The sequence below is a fragment of the Pedobacter sp. KBW06 genome (genome assembly GCF_003852525.1).
In the GTDB taxonomy this organism is placed as follows: domain Bacteria; phylum Bacteroidota; class Bacteroidia; order Sphingobacteriales; family Sphingobacteriaceae; genus Pedobacter.
Window position 1 is genome coordinate 539,039 of sequence record NZ_QAJL01000003.1, and the last position, 24,835, is coordinate 563,873.

Below are 24,835 nucleotides of genomic sequence, written 5' to 3' on the forward strand. Positions count from 1 at the left end.
ATCGGAGTTTTAAATTCGTCCTAAATGCTGTTAAATTTGATGAAAGGTCCATTATCCCCCGCAAAGGTCTTCTGAAATCGGCTTCTGACAAAGAAATTTCATCAATTTCAAAATATTTACGGAAAAATTCGAAAGCCTGTTTTCCCGTTCTCTCCTACCTTCACTTCGCTAACCAAATCAACACCATTCCCAAAAACTGAATTATGAATAAAACTTTCGGCATATTTATGGCCGCCTCTTTCATCAGCCTGACTTCTTTTTCGAAGCCCGTACAGGATGATGATTCCTTACAATGGTTTAAAAAAACCACCAGTGTGATTGCTCATCAATTAAATAAAGCCGCCGCCACCTATACCCCTGGCCAGAATCCCCGTTCTGTTAATCCCGATGGTAAAGTAAGGTTCGCAGCTTATAAAGACTGGACTACGGGATTTTTCCCAGGTGCACTCTGGTACGGATATGAACTTACCGGAGACAAAAAACTCGCTGAGCGCGCTAAAAGTTTTACCCTGGCACTGGATTCGGTCCGTTACCTGAAAAACACCCATGATTTGGGTTTTATGCTGTATTGTTCCTATGGAAATGCTTACCGCATCACCGGCGACAAAGCCTATCTGCCTGCATTGGCAGATGGGGCGCAACACCTTTACGCCCGGTTTAGCCCTAAAGTAGGCGTGATCCGTTCCTGGGATTTCGGCCCATGGCACTATCCGGTTATTATTGACAACATGATGAACCTGGAATATTTGTATTGGGCGGCAAAAGAATTTGACAAACCTGCCTATATTTATGCCGCGAGTACACATGCCAATACCACGCTAAAAAACCACTATAGAAAAGATCACAGCTCCTATCATGTCGTGGATTACGACCCTGCAACGGGAAAAGTATTGCGCAAGGCGACCCACCAGGGTGTTACCGACGAATCTGCATGGGCACGCGGGCAAGCCTGGGGCCTCTATGGTTATACCATGTGTTATGCCAATACGAAAAACGCAAACTTTATTGCTCAGGCAGAACGGATTGCCTCCTTCATTATGAACCATCCCCGTATGCCAAAAGATAAAATTCCGGTTTGGGATTTTGATGTGCACAATGCCCTTGATGTAGAGGAACGCGCGCCCAGAGATGCATCGGCAGCTGCCGTTATCGCATCGGCCTTGCTGGAACTGAGTACGCAAGTGAAGGATGGCAGGAAATATCTCAGCTATGCAGAAGAAATCCTCAAATCATTATCTTCTGATGCCTATCTGGCCAAACCAGATGAGAACAGCTTTTTCATTCTGAAACATAGTGTAGGTGCTTTCCTTTACAATTCCGAAATTGACACCCCTTTGGATTATGCAGATTACTATTATCTTGAAGCCCTGAAACGTTATGCCGCCATCAAAAAAACAAACCTTCCTAAAATTTAGAAAATGGCCAACCTCATCCACCTTAAAAGAATTGTTCTGCTCAGCATTTTAATCCTGTGTACCCACAGGATTTATGCACAGGAAGCAGTAATTACACAAAGGAGCTTTGAGCACATCAACCTTAGCTTCCCGGGACTGGAAAAAACAAATCAGCTTTTTCTGGCAGGTAAATATGATGATGCAGCGGCTGAACTTTTGAAATATTACCGGAACCGCAACATCAGACATCCGGACTTTAACATCGGTGACCGGGCGAAATATGCAGGAAAAAAATTGTCCAAAGACATTCTTGAAATGGCAGACAATGCACTGCTCCATAAGCTCAAACCACATAAAGCCTATCCGTATTTTGACTATGGCACCGCGATCAACTGGCAATACGCACCGGTTCCTGATGCCTTGATACGCACCTTTTTACACCGCACCAACTGGTGGCAGCAAATGGGTTTGGCCTATTGGAGTACCGGAGACGAGAAATATGCGAAAGAATGGGTTTTTCAGGTCCGTGACTGGATCAAAAGCAATCAGCCGGGTGCTTATCCGGACGACAAAGAATTTGCCTGGAAAGCCTTTGTGGTGTCCTTCAGGCTGAACAACTGGTCGGGCTATTTCAATATGTTTCTCCAGTCGCCCAATTTTACACCTACCTTTTTAATGGAGTTCCTCAATTCCTATCAGCAGCAGGCAACCTATGTGAAAGCTAACTATACCGATATTGGGAACCACCTCCTGTTCGAAGCCCTGCATATGATGTATGCAGGAGCTACCTTTCCTGAATTAAAAGCCTCAGGTGAGTGGAGAAAAAGCGGCATTGAGGTCTTAAATAAGGAAATCACAAAACAAGTATATCCGGATGGGATGCAGTATGAACTGTCTACCTCCTACCATATCGGTACCATCAATATATTCCGGAATGCACTTGAAATAGCGCAACTAGCTAACCTTGAATCGGAGTTCCCTGCAAGCTACCGGGAGCTGATCGGGAAAATGGTACTCGCGGTCACGAACTTCTCATTTCCTGATTATACTTTTCCATTGTACGGCAATTCTTTCCTGACCAACAAAAATACGATGCTCAAAAACTACAGCAACTGGTCGAAAACCTTTCCTCAAAATAAGGTGATCGAATATTTTGCAAATGATGCGAAAAAAGGAACCATTCCTCCTTATTTGTCAAAATCACTGCCCGATGCAGGATTCTATACTTTCAGGAACGGATGGGACCAGAATGCGACAGTCATGGTGTTAAAGGCAAGTCCGCCTGCCTTTTTCCATGCCCATCCTGACAATGGCACTTTTGAACTTTGGGTTAAAGGCCGCAATTTCAGCCCCGATGCCGGAAGTTATGTTTACAATGATGATGCAAAAACAAACAACAAAAAAGACTGGTACAGGTCAACGAAAGCGCATCAAACCCTGACCATGGACAACAAAAATATGCTGATCACGAAAGCGGTGCCTGAAAAATGGGAAACCGGCAAAGACCTGGATCTGCTGTCCTATAGCAATCCGAGTTATGAAAACTTAAGACATCAGCGTAGTGTATTGTTTATTGATAAAAGCTATTTCGTGATTATAGACAGGGCAATAGGAACAGCTACCGGAAATCCGGCCATCCATTATGCTTTAAAAGAAGATAGCAAGCCTGTTTTTGACTATAAACAAAACAGGATAAATACCAGGTATCCTGATGGCAACAACCTTTTAATTCAATTGCTGGATCAGGATCCTGTTCTTTTGAAAGAGGAACAGAGCTTTGTATCCTATCAGTATCAGCAGGAAATAGCCAGACCCGCTTTTGTTTTTGAAAAGTCTAAACCAGATGGCAATACCCAAAGTTTCATCAGCATTCTATATCCATATCATGGCAATGCCCGGCCGGACATCCGGATGAAAGAAAACAGCGGTCATGATCCCGCCCATGGCAAAATCAATATGACGATCACCATTGATGGAAAAACCAAACTTATTCAACAGGATTTAAACCCATAACCACCATGCAACTGAAAAAAATGATCGTCCTGTATGCCTTGCTGAGCACGAGCCTGTTTAGCAGGGCTCAGGATGCCCCGATCAATAAACAAAGTTTTGACCAGATCAACCTTACTTATCCGGGACTGGAAAAAACAAACGCCTTATTTTTGGCAGGTAAATACGATGAAGCCGCCGTACAATTACTGTCTTATTATCGCGGACGCAAAAACATCAGACACCCTGAGTTCAATCTGTCTGACGAAAGCCGCTTTAAAGGCAAGTCTATCGGTACAAGCAATTTGGAAAAGGCCAATAATGCGCTTGAGCACAAGTTTCAGCCCCATAAAGGTTATGGCTTTTTTGATTATGGGAAAGACATCAACTGGCAATTCTGGCCTGTAAAAGACAACGAAGTACGCTGGCAATTACACCGGGTATACTGGTGGCAACCGATGGGCCTGGCCTACCGCAGCAGTGGCGATGAAAAATACGCCAAAGAATGGGTAGCTCAGTTTCGCGACTGGGCATTAAAAAATCCACTGGGTTTATCAGACGACAACGACCGGTATGCATGGCGACCTTTGGAAGTATCAGAACGCGTTCAAAGTCTGCCGGGGACTTTCAACCTGTTCCTCAAGGCTTCAGATTTCAGTCCGGCTTTTTTACTTGAGTTTCTAAAGAGTTACCATCAACAAGCCAATTATATTCCTTTGCATTATTCGGAGCTGGGCAATCACCTTTTATTCGAGGCACAGCGGCTGCTGTTTGCAGGCTCATTCTTTCCTGAATTTAAAGATGCGGCCTCCTGGAGGAAAAGTGGGATCAGCGTTTTGAATACAGAGATCAAAAAACAGGTATACGCTGATGGGATGCAGTTTGAGTTGTCGCCGACCTATCATGTAGCCGCCATAGACATTTTCTTAAAAGCCTATAATGCTGCGAAAATGGCTGGTGTGGAAAATGAGTTTCCCGAAAGCTATAGCAAAACTGTTGAAAATATGATCATTGCGATAGCCAATCTCTCTTTCCCGGATTACAACAATCCCATGTTTGGTGATTCCTGGCTGGTGGAAAAGAGTGGAAGGGTCAGGCAATTTCAAAGCTGGGCCAAAGCCTTTCCTCAGAACAATACCATCAAATATTTTGCTTCTGAGGGCAAAGAAGGAGCAGCACCAGCCTACTTGTCACATGCTTTATCCGTTGGAGGTTTTTATACTTTCAGAAACGGATGGAACGTGCAATCTACAGTGATGATCCTGAAGGCCAGCCCTCCGGGAGAATTTCATGCGCAACCGGATAACGGCACTTTTGAACTTTGGGTAAAAGGTCGCAATTTTAGTCCGGATGGCGGGGTTTATGTTTATAGCGGCGATGCAGAGATCAACAAACTCAGAGAAGAATACCGTCAAACGAAAGTGCACCAAACTTTAACGCTTGATAATAAGAATATGGTGATCACCAAAGCCCGGCAAAACAAATGGGAAACCGGAAAAAACCTCGACATACTGACCTATACTAATCCCAGTTATCCGGAGCTCGATCATCAGCGCAGTGTGCTTTTTATCAACCAAAAATACTTTTTGATCATCGATAAAGCATTCGGCAAGGCAACCGGAAATCTCGGGGTACACTTCCAGCTCAAAGAAGACAGTAAACCGGTTTTTGACAAAACGAAAAACAGGGTACACACCAGTTATACTGACGGAAATAACCTGTTGATACAATCACTAAATACCGATAAGGTAAGTCTGAATGAGGAAGCAGGTAAAGTCTCTTATGCCTACCGAAAGGAAGTGGCCAGACCCGCATTTGTATTTGAAAAACCTAAAAATGATGGCAACGCCCAAAGATTTATCACCCTCCTGTGTCCTTATGAGGGCGATACCGTACCTGAGGTCAGTATTTCGTTCCTTACAGGCAATGATTTTGAGAAAGGCGAGCTCCGGATCAGCCTGAGCATCGATGGAAAAGCACAAACCATAAAAACAAAATTATGAGCCTGGCTGAATGTATGGCCGTTGCAATACCGCCATACCTAACAGGTTACTGTGAAAACGACCTTACTAAGGGATAAAATGATTTTATTCAAAAGCCTGAAATCTTACGATTTCAGGCTTTTTCCGGTTTAATTAATTATTTATTTAGACGGGTTCGCTCCATCCAGCCGCGCAATCACTTCATTTAAAAGGGCAGCATGCTGATATAAATCATCGAGCGACTGGAGTTCATATTTGGTCTCTTTTTTATGCTCATCGAGTACCGCCAGGTATTTTTTATTGTTCAGGTATAACCGGCAAATGGTCTTCCGGTTATTGTCGTCCAGCAGAATCGCGAAATAGGAAAGTGCATCTCTGTAAGTAATTCTTTTGGAATCTATATTTTCCCTGAGCATCGATTTGACGATAAAAAAACCTTCAATTTCCTCTTCTGTAGTTACAATTCCCGACTCCGGTTCAGCGAGAATGGTTTCTTCGATTTTAATGGCTTCTGAGGTGTCTTTTTCCTTTTCCTGATTTAGCGCAGATTTCAGGCGTTCATTAATTGCATCGCTAATGAGCTGGTTAAAAGAGCGTTTAATAATCGGTGCAAATTGTTCTTTCACCTTGGCGGTAATCACCTTAGGATAGACCTGTTTGGTAAAGAAGCTGATAAAACCGTCGGAGGGCTCAGCTATTTCTTTGTGAAGCAGGCTTTTCAACTCGTTCAGGTACTTTAATTCACTTGCCGTATTCGTAATGTTATCGACATCAAAATAGGATTTGTGGAATTTCTTTAACTCTGCAATTTCGGCATCTTTGATTTCTGTTAACCTGAATTCAAAGAATGGCGTACCGTCCATCTTATTCTTTTCAACGAGGTCGGTGTAAAAACGATAGGCCAGCCCGTTGGTCAACAAGCCGAACTTAGCTTTTGTGGTATGAAAATACCTGAACAACTGAGAATTGTGCGGGTCTAAATTCTCCTGATGGTGTTTACATTCGATTAATATCGTGGGCTCGGCATCTTTCATAATCGCATAATCCACCTTCTCCCCTTTTTTAATCCCCAAATCAGCAATGTATTCGGGGTTCACCTCAAAGGGATTGAAAACATCATATCCCATGATCTGAATAAATGGCATCACCAGGGCATTTTTTGTCGCTTCTTCCGTTTGTATTTGAGGTAACATCTTCTCGACACGAGATGCCAACTGTGCAATCTGATCTTTGAAATCCATTTGAATTTTTATTTAATAATTTGAAATGCTTTAATCTTCAAAGCCACACAAGGTCTTGCCCCTGCTTTTAGCGATCTCAAGCGTTGTTTTTAAAACCTTGTGCTGGCAGTTATTCAGTCCTTTGCAATCTGCAGTGTAATGGTATCTTTTACCTGTACGGCTATCACAGATGTATACTGTATTCACGTCTGTACAAACGACGTTATTCAGGAAAATAAATCCGAGTAGTAAAACGATCTTCATATACAGTTAAGAATTAGTCATTCAACTGCTCAAAAGTAGATCACAACAGTAGGCTTTCCTTACGGGAAACCGTAAAGCACCAGATTGCTTTTCCGGAATTTAATGGGGTATTTCAGGGGTTTAGGACCGGATCAGACATTGTAAACTTATGGCAGTAAAGAGGAGATTGTTCAGTTATATCAGGACCAGGCAACATTGTATGTTTTTTGGATAGGCTTCGATGTTGCTGAGGGGTTGGCGACGGGTTGCCGTAGGGTTGGTAACGGTTGGTAAGGCCATTTACCTCAGCAACCCTACGGCAACCCCTCAGCAACCCCTGTCAAGGGGCGAAGGCTATACAAAGCCACTCAAACGAACGGACAAACCTTCTGCGATAAGTTTACAAAGAGAATGAAGACTGTATTTCAGTACTCATTTAAGGGTTCACTTTCATGCACTTAATCACATTTCCGCCATCCTGAATTGAAACGGCATTTACCGTTCCATCATCATTTTTTGTGAAGAATATTTTTACGTCTAAATCCATAAGGAAAAATTTATCCTCCGCTTCCGGGAGTAAATTTAGAACAGGAATTCCGGCCATTTTTAAAACCAGGCCCCGGTCTTTCAAAGTAACGGTTACCGGCTCTCCGTCTTCCCGCTTGTAATTCCCTGCATAGGTTTTTAAAACACTGTCAGTTAATGAAATCACCGGAAGCACCTCAGTTAACTTAGTACTTTTATAAGCTTTATGTATAATTTCCGGACCTTCGGCTAAAGCGGCCCTGACGATATTGTTGCACATCATCAACCCGTTGTCGGCATTCGTTAAAACGATAATTCCCCGTTTGGATTTTGGAAGCAAGACCATAATTGCGGCTACCCCCTGATCATTTCCTGCGTGTAGAAGTGCATACTCGTGGTTAGGTAAACCGTTAACAACACGCCATCCCAAACCCTGCTGAAGATTGGGGCTAATTACGGCCTGTGTTTTTATGATTTCTTTGTTAAGACCTGCTGAAAGATGTCCGCCTTTTAAAACCTCTATTGCAAATTTGGAAAGGTCTTCTATCGTGGTCGTTACACCTGCAGCAGCACTGGCCCGAATCGAATAATCAGTCTTTGTAATCTGTTTTCCTTCGGTATCATACATTCTGCTATGCCTGGCAAAATCCGTTTTGCCGTCCCATTCATGATGCGTATCTGACAGGTGTAAGGGTTTGAAAAGTACGGAATCCGCAAGTTGAGGTAATGATTTATGGAACTTCTGCTCTATAGCCGATTTAAGGTATTCCATTCCTTCCCCTGAGTAGTTGAATTTTGTACCTGGTTCAAAGTTAAACCTTAATTTACCAGTTGAATTCATCCATCTCCAATTGTCAAAACCAGACTGCTGACTCAACACATGCCGGGTCGTTATCTTTTTCGAATAAGGGTCTGAGGCAACTGCGGTATCAACAAAATAATGGGCAAGCGGTTCATCCAAATCCCATTTCCCCTCTTGTACCAATTTAAGTACCATCGTAGAAAACACGACTTTGCTAATTGATGCAACTTCAAAAATCATATTTTTTGGCGCCGGTTTCCCATCACTTAAATTCCCATATACCTTCGCTTTTACCAGCTTATTATTTTCTATAATACCAATCGCAACGTTCGGAATATTTAAGTCCTTTTGCCATTGAACGATCCTGGCATCTAGTGTATTCGGGCTGGATTGTTCCTGTTTATGCGGACCAGAATTTAACCGCTGACAAAAACCGTCAGTAAGGTTTAAGGTAATAAAGAAAAATAGAATATAGCCGGTTAATAACTTCATGATTGATATAAGCTGTAAGAATTCCGCGAATAAGCAAAAACATAACAGTACAATTATTATGATGAGCATAAACCTAGCAATTTATCTTAAAATCCGGCAGTTATTACGGCGCTAAAATGAGCGCTGTTTAAAATTTCACGATAATTACCTTAAAAATTTCAATTCCAGAGCGCTTGAAATTAAGGCCAATACAATATTGGCCTTAATTCTTCCCGGATTAGAATTTAATCACCACTTTACCAATGGTTGTATTGTTTTCCAGCTGCTGGTGCGCTTTCTTAAAGTTCTCAGCAGAGAGTCCCGAAAGCGTTGTTTTCAAGGTGTTTTTTAATACCCCATCATCCAGCAGACGGGCCACTTCATTCAGAATATGGTGTTGCTCAATCATATCCTCAGTCTGGAAAATAGACCGGGTATACATTAGCTCCCAGGAGAAACTCACGCTTTTGCTTTTTAGTTTATCCAATGCCACAGGAGTTGCGGAACCAGTAATGGAAGCAATATGTCCCTGAGGTTTGATGAGCTCAGTAATGATGTCCCAGTACTGATTGAGATCCACAAAATCGAGGATAAAATCTACAGACTGAAATCCCGCTTCATGCATTTCATTCACCAGATCTTTATGATTGAATACATAGTCTGCTCCCTGTTCCCTGCACCATTCTTCTGTTTCCGGCCGGCTCGCAGTGGCAATGACCACCAGGCCAGCTACCTTTTTTGCCATCTGAATGGCGATAGAACCGACACCGCCGGCACCGCCGATGATCAATATGGTTTTACCCTTGTCTTTTTCATTAATCCGGATGCGGTCAAACAGGATCTCCCAGGCCGTTAAGGCTGTTAATGGCATTGCAGCAGCCTCCTCAATGCTGAGTTTTTTAGGTTTCTTACCTACAATGCGCTCATCAACGAGCTGGTATTCTGCATTACTTCCAGCCCTGTTGAGGTCTCCTGCATAGTAAACCTCATCTCCTGCTTTAAACAGGCTAACCTCATCTCCTACTGCTTCTACTATCCCCACAGCATCCCAACCGATCACCTTTGGTACATCCAATACCTGACCTTTTGCGCTGTTCTGCCGGATCTTAAAATCTACCGGGTTTACAGAAACTGCGGCAACTTTCACCAGCAGGTCCCTTCCTTTCGGGGCTGGTCTTTCCGTTTCAAATTCTATAAAGCTGTCTGCATCACTTATAGGTAATGATGTCTTAAATCCTATTGCTTTCATATATCTATTTTTCTAAGGTGTTCTGAATTATTTCATTTTAAATTTATAAATATAATAGGGCGCTTTGCCACTATCTGCTTTTCCGGTAAAGGCGCTGGTGGTTTCCAGCTGATTGGTAGAGATATACATCCAGCCAGCAGGTGCCAGGTACACATTATCGGACCATAACAATTTCTCTTTATTTTGTATCAAATGACTTAACTTCCCGTTGAGGTCCAGCTTCGTAATAGCGTGCTCCTGAAGGTTGGTGAAGTAGTGATTGCCCAGCGCATCGGTAACCGCACCATCGCTAAAGGGCTTTTCTCCTGCTTTAGTAATTGCATTCCCAATGGTCTTGTCGTCTTTTCCCGACCTAAAGAGCCCGGCCGGCACCTGATACCAGGAGCTTCCATTCATTGCACCAAAGAATAAAGTCTCTCTATCGGCAGAAAGGGTCATAGGATCTATCGCGACGCGGGCAGGTTTACCTCCAAAATGAACCACACTTCCGTTGATCAGCATATCCTTATCTTCTGCCTGTAAAGCCGGATGACCGCTAAATCTTTTCGCCGCTTTGGTTTTCAGGTTTAACGAAATGATCCCCGGATTTGCAATATCGGCAAGGTAGGCCCAGCCATTCTTTTCATCAATAGCAACTTCCTGCGCAAAAGTACCTTTAGGCGCCACGAATGCCGGCAATTCAATTTTCTCCGCCACCTTATTTTTATCAATATCAAAAGCCCATAACCTTGTCTTACCCAGCTCAAGGCCCATATCAATTACCCACAGCTTGTTGTTCTTATCAAAAATCAACCCGAGCATCGCATCAAATTTTGCGTCTGTAGCTTTACCATTGTTCTTCTGATAGGAAGCATTTGGATAAGGTACCGCTTTACCCTTTATGATTTCTACCAGCTGCAGCTGCCGGCTTCCGAGGGGATGAATTGTTGCAAAGACCCTTCCTTCGGCAGATACGGCCACATCACCCGGACGGATGTCTAATGCCGCGACCTCTTCCAGTTCCGGTTGTTCTTTTGCCACATCAGCGAAATAGCTTGCGGTACCATTGATCCAGTCCATCCTCGGAGGGGCAAAAAAATCAATATCCAGTGTTCCGTCTTCCAGACACTCAAACTGGTGCGGGATATTTCCCGGAATGATCAGGACCTCTCCGGCTTTTACGATATAGTCCTTCCCCTGCATGCTGACCTTTACGCTTCCTTTTGTGATGTATGAAGTTTGCTCATTGGGATGTTGGTGTAAGGGAACCCTGGCACCTTTATCCATTTTAAACAACGCCAGCATCCCTTGTTCGCCATATACATATTTACGTTGTAGTTTGTCTGCCATCTGCTCCCATCCCTTTTCATCGAATTTCAGGTGTTGGACCTGTTTCAGGTCTTGTGCGCTTGCAGTATTCATGGTCAGGATCATTGCGATAGCAACAAAACCTGCTAATTTTAGTTTTATCATTTTTATAAGTTTTTGTAATTTGAAGGATGTATTTTCCCTGGTCCTGATTAATAAGAGCTTTTTACCTGCTCTGGTGTAGACCAGGGCCTGTTAAACAGGTCATTGTCAGGAGGCAAAATAACCTGATAGCCGGGTTTTTCATCTATGCTGACTTTAATCTTCGCCCCAGAGAATTCCCCTGAAACAAGATGCCCGCCATAGGACTTATCGTCGGAAATGAAGTGGAAATGGAAAGGAGACAAATCAATTCCCGAAGCATAAGAGGGATGATAAAAGCCGACGACAGTACCGGCAATATTTTGTCTTTTATAAAGCGGCCTGGATTTCATCAGCTCCGCCAGACCGGTGGTATCCTTTTCCGCTAATTTATTGGCACCACCAACGTTCAGTTCCTTAAAAACGGTTTCTATCCGTATCAGGTAAGGTTTGTTTCTGGAAGGGAGCCTGCGCATGATTTCCTGCTGAAGCATTTCTATATTTTTAACGTTATTCAGTTCGAAAACCTGATCAGCTTTAAAAAAAGCTACTGAAGCAAATGGAACTTTCCGCTGGTCTTCAGCCTTGCTTACCAGACCATCAGGCGCTACACGGTAAAAAACACCGTCAAGCGCAACCATTTCTCCATCGAGCTGGTTATAGGTTCCCAAGCCAAAATTACCCTGAGCGGCAAGCGCATCAATCCGAAGTGCCCCGGTATAAACGCCATTTCGCATGGCATCCATTACAGAGTAGTGAAAAATGGGCCTATCCTCAACAACCTGACCATTAACAAGCTGACCAACAGATAGCATTAAAACGCTACAGAAAAATGGAAATGTGAATTTACGTGTCATAGGTTTATTTATTATACTGAGCTTCAGCGTTATCAACAGGCGTGTTTGGGTCGTTCATCACCATTTTAGCGATCTCATCTTTACGCATAAATACGACTCCGGATTTCTCTTTGGCATATTTAATAAAGTCTTCCATTGCTTTGACTACAGCTGGCGTTCCACCAATGCGGTCGTGAAAACTAATGCTCATCATTCGTCTTTTTACAGCTCCTTCTGCATACAGCTGATCAAACTCCATTTTCAATTGAGAAAGAAACATTTCCGGAGTCCAGTGATTGCCTGCAATGTTCACAATGTCATTGTTGCGAAGGGTATAAGGCATCACTACGAAATTCTTACCATTCACCTTGGTAAGAAAAGGTTCGTCCCTGCTGAGGTCATCGATGTGATATAAAAAGCCTAGTTCCTGCAGCACTTTCAAAGTGTTGGGACTACGGCGCAACCAATTGGCATTGTACCCTACTGCTTTTTGCCCGGTAATGGCTGCTACAGCATCTACCCCCTGTTTTACAAATTGTAATTCATCCGCATAATTTTTGTTCCACTGGTTGTCCCAGGACATGCCATGTGCAGCCACCTCATGTCCTCCGGAAGCAATTGCTTTTGCCACTTCAGGATACCTGACTGCTGCTGCCCCGACCATATGTGAAGTCACCTTGATGTCGTACTTTTTCCAAAGATCGAGCATGCGGTAGATGCCTTCGGTGGCACCATAGCGATACCAGCTTTCGGCAGCCAGGTCAGGATTTCCTTTAGGTAATGGATTCCCTGAAAAAGGACTTTCAGCGCCTTCAGGCTGACCACCGGTTTCAAATTGCATAGACACAGATATCACCAGCTGCGCTCCGTTCGGCCAATGGGATTTGATCGTTTCAGGATTTGCAGCGCTTTCATTTTTTTTGGGGAACACGGTCCAGGAGGCCATGATCATGACACCTGTAATCAGGGCTACGAATGTTGTTAATGTTCTTTTCATTTCTTGTCAGTTTTTTTAAATACAATAAATCGGTCTGATCAATGCGCCAATGGTTGTTTCATTTGACAGATGATTATTTCGTACAAAGATATTTTGACAAGCAGGAACAAAATGGTAAAAATTCATTGTATTTTTGTAACAATTAATCAATGAATATGAAACGTTTCAATGGCTATCATTCTTTAAATGTCTTTCGGTTAACACTTGACGAATGGACATTTCCAACGCACAACCATAACTTTTATGAATTCATATCTATAGAAAAAGGTAATGGGAACCATGTTTTAAACGATAAGTCTTACGCCTATACTGCAGGGGATGTTTTCTTGCTGAGGCCTGAAGATGCGCATTATTTTGAGATCGCTGAAAACACCCATTTCATCTTCGTGAAATTTACGGAGCAACTTTTTATAGAGAAACTGGAAGGCGGAAAAACAGCCAAATGGATGGAAGTCATCAAGACTTTATTACAAAATCCGGCATCGGTAAACGGAAGTCTGGTTACTGATCTGCAGGATAAAAAACACCTTTCACACCTATTACAAATTCTGCTGATCGAGTTCGAAAAGACCTGTGCCTATAGCAGGGAAGTTGTCCTCGAACTTTTTGGAGCGATCATGATGATGGTTGCGAGAAGCCATTCTACCGCTCAATATGGACATCAATGCCCAAGTAATACTGAGCTCGACAAGCTAAATCAAATCCTCAGTTACATCAGGCTGCACACCATGGATGCAGAGAAGATGCGCATCGAGAATATTGCAGAAAAGTTTGCCATGTCGCCCAATTACATCAGTATCTATATCAAAAAACACAGCAATGCTTCGATACAGCAGCACATTGTCCAGACCAAACTGAAAGCAGCCGAACAATTGCTCAAGAATGGCCGTCATAACATTAATGAAATTGCGTCCAGATTAGGTTTTACGGATGCAAGTCATTTCAATAAAACCTATAAAAAACACATGGGAATGAGCCCTAAGTTTGCGCGACAAGTGCTTTGATGCGCAACGGTCCCCATTGTTTTTTATAGGTATAATGTTTTAATATGGGTTTGGCATTAGAAGCTAACCCATGGAAAACCGCCATTCACGGTACCTGGAAATTTTGGTAAATCATTGCCCGGAACTCCCTCGAAAACGGGTTGAACTGTTGGATTTGAAGGATAGGTCTTCCCATTAAATTTCATCAGGTGGTTCTTTCCGCCACTGCTCAGGATCAGGTCTTTCCAGCCATTTGTTTTGGTTCCGGCAACAAGTACGGGAAAATCTGTAACTGTAAATTTAGTGATTTGCTGACCTTCATGATCGAGCAACAGAAAAGTACAGCCACCCGAACCACAGAAATATGGTCCGGTTAGTCCCACAAAAATTTCTTTATTACCATCCTCATTCAGGTCATATTCAAAAAGAATAAACTTCCTGCTGGCTTCCGAAACGACATTTTTGGATAAATCGTCACTTAGCATTGTCGTCAGTTTGAGTTTTACAAGTTTAACAGTGTTTTCGTTATAGCTGTTAACTCCCGAAGAATCTTTTGCTGCGGTTGTCGTAGCCAGCGAATCCTTTGTTTCTACGGCTGTGTTATCTTTTGTTGCAGACTGACAGCTAAAAAGGAACATACTGGCGACAGAAAAAGCGATTAAAGGAAACTGTTTCATATAGATAAATTTATTTTTAATGTTAAAAGTGGAAAGAGCTGAAGGTGAGTAGCGGCCCCCTGATGATTTGCATCCATTTTCAGCACTTCAGCAAATGCATTTTTGGCTTCCTCAAAACTTCCAAGACCAAGATACCCCAAACCAATCAGATAACTGCAATGGATGTAATTTTTTAGGTCAAGGTCCTGATCAAACACCAGTAAATCCGGAAGAGAAACCGCAAAGTAATCGATCCTGATTTCATCATTCAGGTGTTGTTTACCGAACTGAATAAAACGTTCGAAGATTTCCTTTGCCTTACCGGCCTCATTGAGCTTTAACCAGGCCAGGCCCTGATAGAAAATCTGATCCGGCTGGGGATCATTATAAAATATGGCCTGTACGGGTTCAGTCGGGCCTTTCGTAGCCATCAAAAACGTCTCTTTTGCCTGAACGCCCAAATTCATCTGTTCATAAATGCAGCCTTGCAGGTAATGAATGTCGTTTTCCTGTGCGCCGTACAGCTTGCCTTCGCCAAGGTTATGCGGATATTGTTCCGTAGCCGAAAGCAGCTCCAGTGCAGCTTGATATTCGCCATCAATCAACGCCTTTTTAGCCAGGCTGGTGTGGCAAAGCAGGTATTGTCCTACCACCTTTCCTTCTCCCCCTTCCCAGGGATGAAACTGCCTTCCTGAAAGAAGCGTTTTTGCTTCTTGAAAACGGCTCAACTGATTACATAAAGTGACTTTTTCCAGGTATAGGTCATCACGGTAATCCACCAGCTCCGGATACTTTTCAAACATTTCCAGGCGGCGTTCCGGCTGATATCCCAGCTTTTTATACAGCTGATCGAGTTCCATAAATACCCTGGCATCCTTTACATCCAGGCTGAAAGCCTTTTCCAATTCCACCAGTGCCCGGTCTGAATCCTTTAGCTGATTCTGATAAGCCAGTGAAAGGTTACGGTGTGCTGTTGGAAAAGCAGGATCTGAGGCAACAGATTTTTCCCAGCAGGCTATTGCTTCAGGGAATTGCTGCCTGCCAAACCAAAAGTTCCCCAGATAATAATGGGCTTTGGCATCATTGGGATTCAATGCAATGGCTGATAACAATACCTGTACATCTTCAATCCGGTGCGGAAAACAGAAATCAGGGATCGCCTGCTGTCCTTCTCCGAGATATCCCTTTGCGCGCTCCTGATCACCCTGTTGCAGGCAACACCAGGCCATATAGTAATACACCATCGGATATACTGCTCCTTGCTCCTCCCTGATGTAAACAGTCAGCAGGGCAATCGCCTCCTCAAATAATCCGGCATGGCTATAGTCCAGTGCACATTCTATATAGTTGTGTACATCCTGCCTCATCTGCTGTACAAAATGGGCTGCAGAACGCTCCGAAGCACTTAGCGCTCCTGCTTCCAGCTGTATGACAGACCTTTCATACAGACATCCGAAATTGAAAGGATCAATCGACAAAGATGCTTCAATAAAAGACAGCGCCTCTTCCGGCCTGTTCATTTTATGGAGGATGGCTGTTTTAAGGTGACGTACCGAATGGGCCTGTCCATTACGTGACAGCGATTTATCCAGCAGGTATAAGGCATCTTCAAAATCTCCTTTTTCTGAGGCGATCCTTGCCAGTGCAAAAAATCCGGCATCCTGCCATGCGGCATTCCAGGTAGATTTATAAATCGCTTCATAAGCCTCATCAGATTTCCCCTGCATCTTTAAAGACCAGCCCAGGTTATAATAAGGCTCCCCATCGTAAGGATTTGGGTTCCTGAGTGTCAAAGTCTTTATCGCCCTGCGGAAAAAGGGCTCGGCTTTGGCAAATTGTCCGCGTCTCATGTACCATAAACCCATTGCATTATTGCAGCGGACATCAGACGGCTCCCGCTTTATGGCTTCCAGATAATAATCTGTCGCCACATAAGTGGCATGGCGATATTGCTCAATATGTAAGCCATTCAGGTATAACTCTTCTATAGAAACGATGTCTGCAGGATCTTTTGCCGCTGTTGCCGCCGGGGGGATTGCTTTGGGAACCGTCTCTTCCTGCTCATAACTGATCAGGAGCTTATGGTCTGCACTTTCCACGCGCACACTGATACTCTCCTGCCTTACGGTTGTATTTAGCGAAATGCTTTTCTCGAATATTGAAGAAGGAGAAAGGTCAAAAACACTGGTATCAGCAAGCACTTCATTTAGAAATAACTTAATTACTGCAGAAGGATATGCCGATGTTGCATAGACTTTTATATCTACAGTGTTTTGATTGATTTCCACGTTCAGCATCGCCTCTTTACTGGCATTTTTAACGGCTCCGACTTTTGCATAAGGCATGAAATACTGTTCAAATGTCTTTTCCTCATTTGGCTGTAACCAGGAGAAATCAGGTTGATTGTCCGTAAATACGCCCGTCATCAGTTCTATGTACGGCCCGTCCTCATCGGTCAGATTTCTATCCCAGGATTGTCCGAAATCACTATTTCCCCAGGTCCATTGTTTCTTTCCCGGTGCAATATGGTGATTCGCTACATGCAGCATTCCTGCTTCGGTATCATGTTCATAGCCACCAATAAAATTATAGTCAGAGCGGATCGCCATGTAAGAAGTAGGGACCGGAATGTTTTTGTAACAGGAGATATCCGTTCCAGGCGCATAATCCTTTTTATAATAAGTCCCTGTGGCGATCGGGAAATCAGAAACATCTCTTTTGCCATGGTCAAAAACCGCATATACATCCGGTGGGAAAACAGACTGATAATGGTCGTTCACCTTTACCGCTGGATTTGCCCACCACAGGAAGGTTTGCGGAAAAGGGGTACGGTTATATATTTTGCCTTTTACCTCCAGATATGCCTTATCGGGATACAAGGTGAAACCAGCCATTCCCTTCGTCCGGGTCATCAGCTCCAGTTCATTTACCCAGATCGTTTTGCTGCCATCAGCATGTTCCTCTATCGTAAAATCTACCCCATCAAAAGTACTTGGGCGATGGTGTTGCGGCCAGTTAAACTCAATACCTCCGGAAATCCATGGTCCGGTTAAGCCAACCAAAGCGGGTTTGATCACCTGGTTATAATAGATAAAATCACGGTTTCGAACTTTATCAAAAGCCCTTTGGATCCTGCCGCCCAGTTCAGGAAGCACCATGATTTTCAGAAATTCATTTTCTATATATACGGCTGTATATTCCTTATCGGTCTTTTCGTCGGAGATCTTTTCGATTACAGGATTTGGATACACCGCTCCTGTACTCCCCTGATAAACCCGCTTATCCAGAAAAATCGGATTCTTCTCGGCTTTACCTGTTTCGTAAGTGGGAATGATGACTTTCTCCATCCATGCTTTTACTTCCATAATATTGCTTCTTGATAGGTACGTTATTGATTAATGAGGTGTAAACACCGATTCCAGTTCTTCCAGTGTCTTTCCTTTGGTCTCCCTGACCTTTGCCCTGATAAAAAGAAAACCCAGCATACAGAGCCCTGAATAGAGGTAAAAGGTATTGTGCATTCCAATCCATTTTGCCAGTACCGGAAAGGTAAAAGTGAGGATAAAATAGGCTGCCCATAAGCACAATACTGCAATGGACGAGGCCGCTCCCCTCACATGATTTGGAAAGATCTCCGAAATCAACACCCAGGTTACCGGACCCAGGGAAATGGCATAAGTTCCGATTGCCGCCAGCAGAAACAGGCCTACCAAAGCAGAATGAACGGCAAGCAACTGCGCGATCACCACATATAATATGGCCAGTGCAGCAGCTCCAAACAACATCAGCGGCCGCCTCCCGATCTTGTCCACCAGAAACATGGCAAGTATGGTAAAAAACAAGTTTACGCCTCCTATGAACACCGTTTGCAGCAACTGGTCGTCTTTTGACGCGCCAATACTCGCAAAAATATTAGATGGGTAATTGAAGACGACATTGATGCCGCAGAACTGTTGAAAAACAGCCAGAACAATCCCAATCATTACTGCCGGAAACACCGCTTTTTCAAATACCGCTTTATAACTGATCTTTTGATTTCCCGTCAAAGAAAGCTTAATCAGTTCCATCGAACTATTTGAAAAATCTTCTCCGCCGATTTTCTTTAAAACATCCAGCCCTTTTTGTTCCTTTCCCGCCTTGAGCAACCATCTCGGGCTTTCCGGCAACCAGATGACGCCCATAATAAATAAGGCAGAGGGAACTGCGCCCAGGCCAAACATCCACCTCCAGGCATCAGGGCCGCTATTTCTGAGGGAATAATTGATCAGATTGGTGATCAGGATTCCAAGTACAATGGTCAGCTGATTGATGCTCACCATTCTTCCGCGGTATTGGGCAGGAGATACTTCTGCGATATACATCGGCGACAACAGGGAGGCCATGCCCACTCCTATTCCAGCCACAAAACGTGCAGTAATGAAAACACCAAGACCAGAAGCAAAAGCCATGGCCAGTGAAGAAATGCCAAAAATAAGGGCTGCAAGAAATAATCCCGGCCTGCGGCCATATTTATCGGCCACCCGGCCTGCAGTTAAGCAGCCGATGATCGCACCCAGGGCCAATGAGCCGGTCGCAAAACCTTCCCAGTATTCGTTCAGACCAAACTGATCACGTAAAAAGGGCAATGCTCCCGAAATAACGGCGAAGTCAAATCCAAAGAGATATCCTCCCAATGCAGAGATGAAAGAGATGGATAACAGGTACGAAGTTTTAAAATGTGGCATTTGTTGGTTTAGGTTAGCGATATCAAATTTGAACTTATATTAATTATTTACTTTCCACAAATACCAGTTCATCGATCATGGCATTGCTTCCTGCAAGAGATTCGATACGAACCTTCACTTTTCCATCATTGGTATCTTCCCTCATGACGAACAGCTTTACCCATTTCCCTTCTTTGTCCAGCTTACCGGTAGTGAATTCCCGGCCTTCAATCCAGATTTTAGCATCCCGGCCTTCATTGTTCCAATCGGCGAAATGAATAAACAATTCCCCGATTACCCCTTGAGGAGGATTGATCTCCAGGTCCATTTTCTTACCATACCAGGCCGCTTTATTATCCCAGGTCCAGATGCCTTCTGTTCCACGCAGTTCATATTTGGTATTACGCTTTAATAACGCCGTAATTTCCGTTGCTTTGGCATACAACAACGCGTCTGCAAAAGCTGCCGGAACAGGGATCTTGCTTTCAGCCTGTTTGATCAGCGGAAAGCTCTTTTTCAGCACTGCGGGATCTACTTCTGTATCTGGATTAAAATCATTTGTTTGGACATAATTCAACAGGCTATACCTGAATTGCTTTGCTACCGGATTTTTAGCCGCCTGAACATCATACCCACAAATCAGCAGTTTTCCTTTTCCAACTTTACATTCCAGCAAGGCGCCCAGCTTTTCATTAAGATGAAAATCACTGATCGGCTGTGCCATAGGCATGATGCCTTCCGGCCATCCGGCCAGCTTAAAGGAGCGGCCTCCTCTACTGATAGATTCCCATTGCCAATCGGTCCAGGAGTCTGTAGGAAAGTCGCGGTATACCGGATGTTTATCGTTGATATAAGCGCCTAATGTGGTGTTTTCCTGACCAGGGAAAAACACATTAGACCAAAATAAAGGGTTAAAAAATACGGGTCTGAAGCTGTCTGTATTGCCCAGCTTTGCAGCATAGAGCACTACTGTTTTTCCATTTTGCAGTGCACCCATTGTTTTTTCATCTAGCACATCAGTTTCTATCACCTGAGCAGAAGAAACTTCGGCAGCATGTTCAGGATAGATCCACAAATCCCATTCATTGCGGTAGCTTGTTCCGGGCAAACTCAGTAACAACCTGGCTTTAGTCGCCTTCTCCACCTTCTCTAAAGCTACATTTATCGTTCCGATTTGCTTTACTTCTCCTCTTTTAACAGCCGCAGATTCGAATATTCCGGTTCCCAGGACCCTGTTGTTTTCCGTTCTGATTTCCCATTTCAGGTTGTTGGTCAGGTCGGCGCTGCCATAATTTGCCAGTTCCAGGGAAGCGTTAAATGTTTCTTTACTTTCCCAAACGAACTTTTTAATCCTCGCCAGGGGAACCACTGCATTGTTATATTGCTTAAAATACTCCGGGGAAGTGGTCCCTTTATCATCATAAAAGACATCCAGCCAACCCACCAGGGCTTCTCCCTGCCCCTGATAATCCTGCATGCTCAACATTTGAAAACCTGCACAGGAAGGTGTACGGTAAAAATTCTCAATTAAACTCTTGTATAAAACCCTTTGCAGGGCGCCACTGGACTTATGAAAAACTTCGTCCTGCTTTTCTAAACCGTTGGCAACAGCCGAGGCCTTACAAACCTCCAGGTTCCGTGCCTTGAGCACTCCGGTATATTTATCAATTTCAGACCATAAAGGATATATTGGAAACTGACCTACTTCATGGGCAAGGATAGGAATATTACTTTTCGAATAATTCTTCTCCAGATCGTAATCTGAGCCTGCGCCCTTCAATCCGTAAGTACCGCCCACATTTGGAATATTATGCGTCGCAGAAAAATCATCTACCGGCATAATTTTTCTCGCCGTGGAAACCGCATACAGCCTTCTGTTGTCTGTTGCTTTCAGCTTTTTGATCCATTCCTGCATCACATCGAAATCAGAATTCCCCAACTCGTTACCAATACAAAGCATGGTAAAAGAAGGATGGTTTCCATAGGCATCCAGCATACGCTGCATTTCGTCCTGCACGAACTTGTCTGCTGAAGGATTTTTACCCAGCCCTTTCGGCAATCCCTGGGTCAGCATATCCGGACGGTCTTTAGGCGGATCTGTCATCCACCAGTCGATCCAGATCGTTTCTGCCTGAATATAAATCCCCAGTTTGTCTGCCGCTTCAAAAGCAGCCTCCGGAGGACACCAGGAATGAAAGCGAACATGGTTGAGGCCATAGGATTTATAGATTTTAAAGATTCTTTCCCATTCATTTACATCACAGGAAGGGTATCCTGTAAGTGGAAAATGAACACAGTCCAGGTTTCCACGCATAAATACCGGGGAATTATTGATCAGGACTTTGGAGGCAGAATGGCTGATGCTGCGAAAGCCAAAGTCGACTTCTGTTTTGTTTTTATTTTGTAGTTCGGTGATTATACGGTAGCGGTTGGGTGAAAACTCATCCCAGAGCTTGAGTGGAAAATTTAGCTGTAAAAGATGCGTTTGGCTTTCTGTAGCAGACAAGGTGAGTGTTTTGCTTAACACCTTTTTGTTCGTCTGCAAATCCAGAATGGTATACAGCACCTTCATCGCTGCAGGATTTTCAATCTTAAGTTTCAATTCCAGCGTTTTCTTCGCCACATCAGGAAAAACCTGCAGGTCTGTTAACTTTGTAGCCGCCTTTGCCCGCAACTCGATCTTCCCCGCCACACCGTTCCAAATACTTTGGGTATATTCTGTATATACATGTCCTTTGTCGCCAATATTATAGATCATTCCGTTGTCAATCCGTAATACTAAAGTATGTTTACCTGGCTTTAATTTACCAAGTGAGTGCAGGTGCGGCACCGCTAGTGCATCCCTGCTGGTTAAAGGCTTCCCATCAACCCATACTTTCGATTCCCACATCACCCTTTCCAGAAACAATTCTACCTCTTTTCCCTTCCAGCTTGCAGGGATATTGATTTCTTTGCTATACCATGCCTTTCCAACATACTTGTAGGCTCTTGATAAAATACCATAGTCGGCCCCTTCGGTTTTGGTTCCCTTTTTACCCTCATCGGTAGAGCCGGGAAGCGCGATATTATCTTTAAGCTGATGCTGATACCAGCGCTCTTTTTCTCCGTTTCCAGCAGGATCGAGCTGAAAATTCCAGGAACCGGCAAGTGAAAGATGTTCCTGCGCCAAGGCTAACTGCCCCAGCAATATGAAAAGAAAAAAGGTGCTGAAAAATCTCATAAATTGTACTTTTAAACTAAAATTAAAACAGATCAATTGATCAAGTACAAACTTAAATGAACTGGAGTGATTAGGAATGGATATTACCTTGGTAATGATGGACTATTTTATGAATCAGCTTATTCTATAATGAGTTGTTTTTCCAGGAAAGACCGGAAGGTTTCCAATGATTGTTCATGGATATCCTCACAGCTGTCTAACAGAAAAACATAGAAGATCTTACCTGGAAATCTATTCTGGCTTTGATTGGCACGGGCATAGGTCATTTGCCCGGTTGCTTTTACCGGTACAACTAAAGGTTGTTCGAGTAATAAACCAGGATCTTCCGGACTGTCTCTCTCGATTCCAACAGTGTAAAGGTGACCGCCACCAAGATGCGGATACAGATTTTTGTCTTTGATTTCGTAAGCGATCATTTGATCGTATTTGTTGGAAAAACTGATTTTTTGCCTCGTAGGATATTTGCCAACCAACTTTTCTACGTAGCCACTGAGCTGCTCGCCCTCTCCTGCAACTTTCCCCATCAGCAACATGGTATAACCAATGTCTTTCCCGTTTTTATTCTTTACCGTTGGGGGTGTGATCACAAATACGCCCTGCCGGTTTTTATAATCAGGGATATCAACTCTCCAGGTACTGTCCAGCAACAATTTAACTCCTAATGGCCGTGAAATGAAACTTACCATATCTCCTTTCAATGCCTTCCAGATTTCTACGTTTTTATACTGCTGATCTGGTAGAACAGTTGTAAAATGTGCGAGTGTTTGCGGACCAAATTCAGCTTCAAATGCTCCCGGTTTGCCGAAAGCAAGCTTTGCCTTTTTCATGGCAAATACCGTTGTGGATGGCATACCTGCTATGGTGGAAATATACGCATAATCATTCCAAAACCCGCCCGCATGAACACCCAATAGCATTTTTTGAGCCAAAGCAAACTGATCAATTGCCTTTGGAATCAGGTTAGAAAGCCCAAAATGGTAACCTAAAAACCAATATCCCCTAACATCCCCAGGGCTGCTTTTAATGGCCAGCTCATAGTTTTTTACTGCCAGTTGAAATGACTCAGACACATCCATATTATACAGGTAATGTGAGATATCACCCAGCAATAACTGCAGTTCTGTATTTTGTTCTGGTATCGCAGAAAATGAGGCATAGGCTTCTTTGAGCCCTGCGATGAGGTTTGTTTTTGGCTGATCATGAGTCCAGTTCTGTGCCCAGCGATCGTAATACCTTTTATGATCTTTAATAAAATTGAAATGCCTGACTTGTGCGGCCTCCGTACTTATTTTATCTATATTGATATGGTCAATATTTGCAAGGCATTGCCCGCAAATGAAAGCGCAGATAAAAAGCGTGATACAAAATTTAACCATGAACGTATAATTTAACCCGCCACGAAGGCATAATTTCCGGTACTTTTCTGTTTTGCATAGTAAGTTAACTGCACAATTTCTGCTTGCTGACCGGGAGCTATAGGCGCGGTAAAAAGAGAGTTATTACTTTCAAGATCGAATTGCAGCGGAACCTGGAGCGCCTCCTCATTTGTCAGAGTAAGTACAGCCCATACCTCAAAATCCTCATGAGGCCAAAAAGACTTAGGTGTTCCCTGCGTAATTTTGCATCCGCACATCATTTCTACAAAGACAGCTAATAATCCAGATTGTGGATCTGGTAAGAGCAGCAGACCAGGTACAGTCAGGGTGAACTCATACAAATCCTGCAAAGGACTAAGCACGATACTCTGGGAAATGGTTAATGTTTGCCCGTCCGGCCTGGGGATAATGGCGGTTAAGTTCGCCGTTTCTTCTCCACTGATCAGGATTGCAGCACTTCCATAAATGGTATTTGCATCTGTCGTTAAATAGTTAACAATCGGTGTGTCGCTGTCATTCATTTGCAGGATAGGCATACAGCTGCTACTTCCTGGCGTAAAGGAAGCGCCAATATTGCCATCGTCCGTATTGCTCCCCAGTTGGTAAGGCAGCTGAACAACTCCTTCCGAATAGCTAAGTGTGATGTCAATATTATCCGTCTGGTAGGCATGAGGTCCGAGAAACTTCCCTCCCAATGCCTGCAGGTAAACATTAATTGTTACTTGGGTACTCATATTTATGCAGGTTTTAATTGTTTTAGT

General features: G+C 43.6%; 17 protein-coding genes. 4 read left to right on the plus strand and 13 right to left on the minus strand.

The window, feature by feature from the left end; genetic code table 11:
• Positions 1–203 precede the first annotated feature (203 nt).
• Genes DBR43_RS17115 through hepC (DBR43_RS17125) form a run of 3 tightly spaced genes read left to right on the plus strand, consistent with a single transcriptional unit; the run spans position 204 to position 5,386 of the window.
• Positions 204–1,415 (plus strand): glycoside hydrolase family 88 protein, encoded by a 1,212-nt coding sequence (locus DBR43_RS17115; protein WP_124582955.1) that lies wholly within the window; start codon positions 204–206, stop codon positions 1,413–1,415.
• Between the two features lie 3 nt (positions 1,416–1,418).
• Positions 1,419–3,407, plus strand: a complete 1,989-nt coding sequence (hepC, locus tag DBR43_RS17120; RefSeq protein WP_124582957.1) for a heparin-sulfate lyase HepC — start codon at positions 1,419–1,421, stop codon at positions 3,405–3,407.
• Positions 3,408–3,412: 5 nt separating this feature from the next.
• On the plus strand, positions 3,413–5,386 hold the full coding sequence (gene hepC / locus DBR43_RS17125; protein ID WP_124582959.1) for a heparin-sulfate lyase HepC: 1,974 nt from the start codon (positions 3,413–3,415) through the stop codon (positions 5,384–5,386).
• Positions 5,387–5,526: 140 nt separating this feature from the next.
• On the opposite strand, the gene DBR43_RS17130 is transcribed toward hepC (DBR43_RS17125), so the two are convergent.
• From DBR43_RS17130 to DBR43_RS17160, 7 genes are all read right to left on the minus strand, one after another.
• Positions 5,527–6,606: a type I restriction endonuclease gene (locus DBR43_RS17130; protein ID WP_124582961.1), complete on the minus strand. Its 1,080-nt coding sequence runs from the start codon at positions 6,604–6,606 to the stop codon at positions 5,527–5,529.
• A gap of 30 nt (positions 6,607–6,636) precedes the next feature.
• Positions 6,637–6,849 (minus strand): hypothetical protein, encoded by a 213-nt coding sequence (locus DBR43_RS17135; protein WP_124582963.1) that lies wholly within the window; start codon positions 6,847–6,849, stop codon positions 6,637–6,639.
• A 415-nt stretch (positions 6,850–7,264) separates the two neighbouring features.
• On the minus strand, positions 7,265–8,647 hold the full coding sequence (locus DBR43_RS17140) for a serine hydrolase (RefSeq protein WP_158622528.1): 1,383 nt from the start codon (positions 8,645–8,647) through the stop codon (positions 7,265–7,267).
• A 217-nt stretch (positions 8,648–8,864) separates the two neighbouring features.
• Complete coding sequence (locus tag DBR43_RS17145) at positions 8,865–9,875, minus strand: zinc-binding alcohol dehydrogenase family protein (RefSeq protein WP_124582968.1); 1,011 nt, start codon at positions 9,873–9,875, stop codon at positions 8,865–8,867.
• Between the two features lie 27 nt (positions 9,876–9,902).
• The gene (locus tag DBR43_RS17150) at positions 9,903–11,327 is read right to left on the minus strand and encodes an L-dopachrome tautomerase-related protein (RefSeq protein ID WP_124582970.1); all 1,425 of its coding nucleotides are present in this window, start codon (positions 11,325–11,327) and stop codon (positions 9,903–9,905) included.
• Positions 11,328–11,374: 47 nt separating this feature from the next.
• Positions 11,375–12,160, minus strand: coding sequence for an acetolactate decarboxylase (gene budA / locus DBR43_RS17155; RefSeq protein ID WP_199757073.1), 786 nt, complete (start codon positions 12,158–12,160; stop codon positions 11,375–11,377).
• 4 nt (positions 12,161–12,164) lie between these two features.
• Positions 12,165–13,136, minus strand: coding sequence for a polysaccharide deacetylase family protein (locus DBR43_RS17160; RefSeq protein ID WP_199757074.1), 972 nt, complete (start codon positions 13,134–13,136; stop codon positions 12,165–12,167).
• Between the two features lie 155 nt (positions 13,137–13,291).
• Here DBR43_RS17160 and DBR43_RS17165 point away from each other — a divergent pair, with 155 nt between their 5' ends.
• Complete coding sequence (locus DBR43_RS17165) at positions 13,292–14,140, plus strand: helix-turn-helix domain-containing protein (protein WP_158622529.1); 849 nt, start codon at positions 13,292–13,294, stop codon at positions 14,138–14,140.
• A 56-nt stretch (positions 14,141–14,196) separates the two neighbouring features.
• Here DBR43_RS17165 and DBR43_RS17170 read toward each other — a convergent pair whose 3' ends face one another.
• The 6 genes from DBR43_RS17170 to DBR43_RS17195 all read right to left on the minus strand — a co-directional run bounded on the left by DBR43_RS17170 (position 14,197) and on the right by DBR43_RS17195 (position 24,808).
• A complete protein-coding gene (locus DBR43_RS17170; RefSeq protein ID WP_124582974.1) occupies positions 14,197–14,796 on the minus strand; it encodes a hypothetical protein in 600 nt (199 codons plus the stop codon).
• Positions 14,793–18,140, minus strand: a complete 3,348-nt coding sequence (locus DBR43_RS17175) for a DUF5107 domain-containing protein (protein WP_124582976.1) — start codon at positions 18,138–18,140, stop codon at positions 14,793–14,795. The genes DBR43_RS17170 and DBR43_RS17175 overlap by 4 nt, the downstream gene beginning before the upstream one ends.
• 30 nt (positions 18,141–18,170) lie before the next feature.
• Complete coding sequence (locus tag DBR43_RS17180; protein ID WP_124582978.1) at positions 18,171–19,499, minus strand: sugar porter family MFS transporter; 1,329 nt, start codon at positions 19,497–19,499, stop codon at positions 18,171–18,173.
• Positions 19,500–19,542: 43 nt separating this feature from the next.
• Complete coding sequence (locus DBR43_RS17185) at positions 19,543–22,698, minus strand: sugar-binding domain-containing protein (protein ID WP_124582980.1); 3,156 nt, start codon at positions 22,696–22,698, stop codon at positions 19,543–19,545.
• Positions 22,699–22,817: 119 nt separating this feature from the next.
• On the minus strand, positions 22,818–24,074 hold the full coding sequence (locus tag DBR43_RS17190) for a hypothetical protein (protein ID WP_124582982.1): 1,257 nt from the start codon (positions 24,072–24,074) through the stop codon (positions 22,818–22,820).
• A gap of 11 nt (positions 24,075–24,085) precedes the next feature.
• The gene (locus DBR43_RS17195; RefSeq protein ID WP_124582984.1) at positions 24,086–24,808 is read right to left on the minus strand and encodes a hypothetical protein; all 723 of its coding nucleotides are present in this window, start codon (positions 24,806–24,808) and stop codon (positions 24,086–24,088) included.
• Between the last annotated feature and the right edge of the window lie 27 nt (positions 24,809–24,835).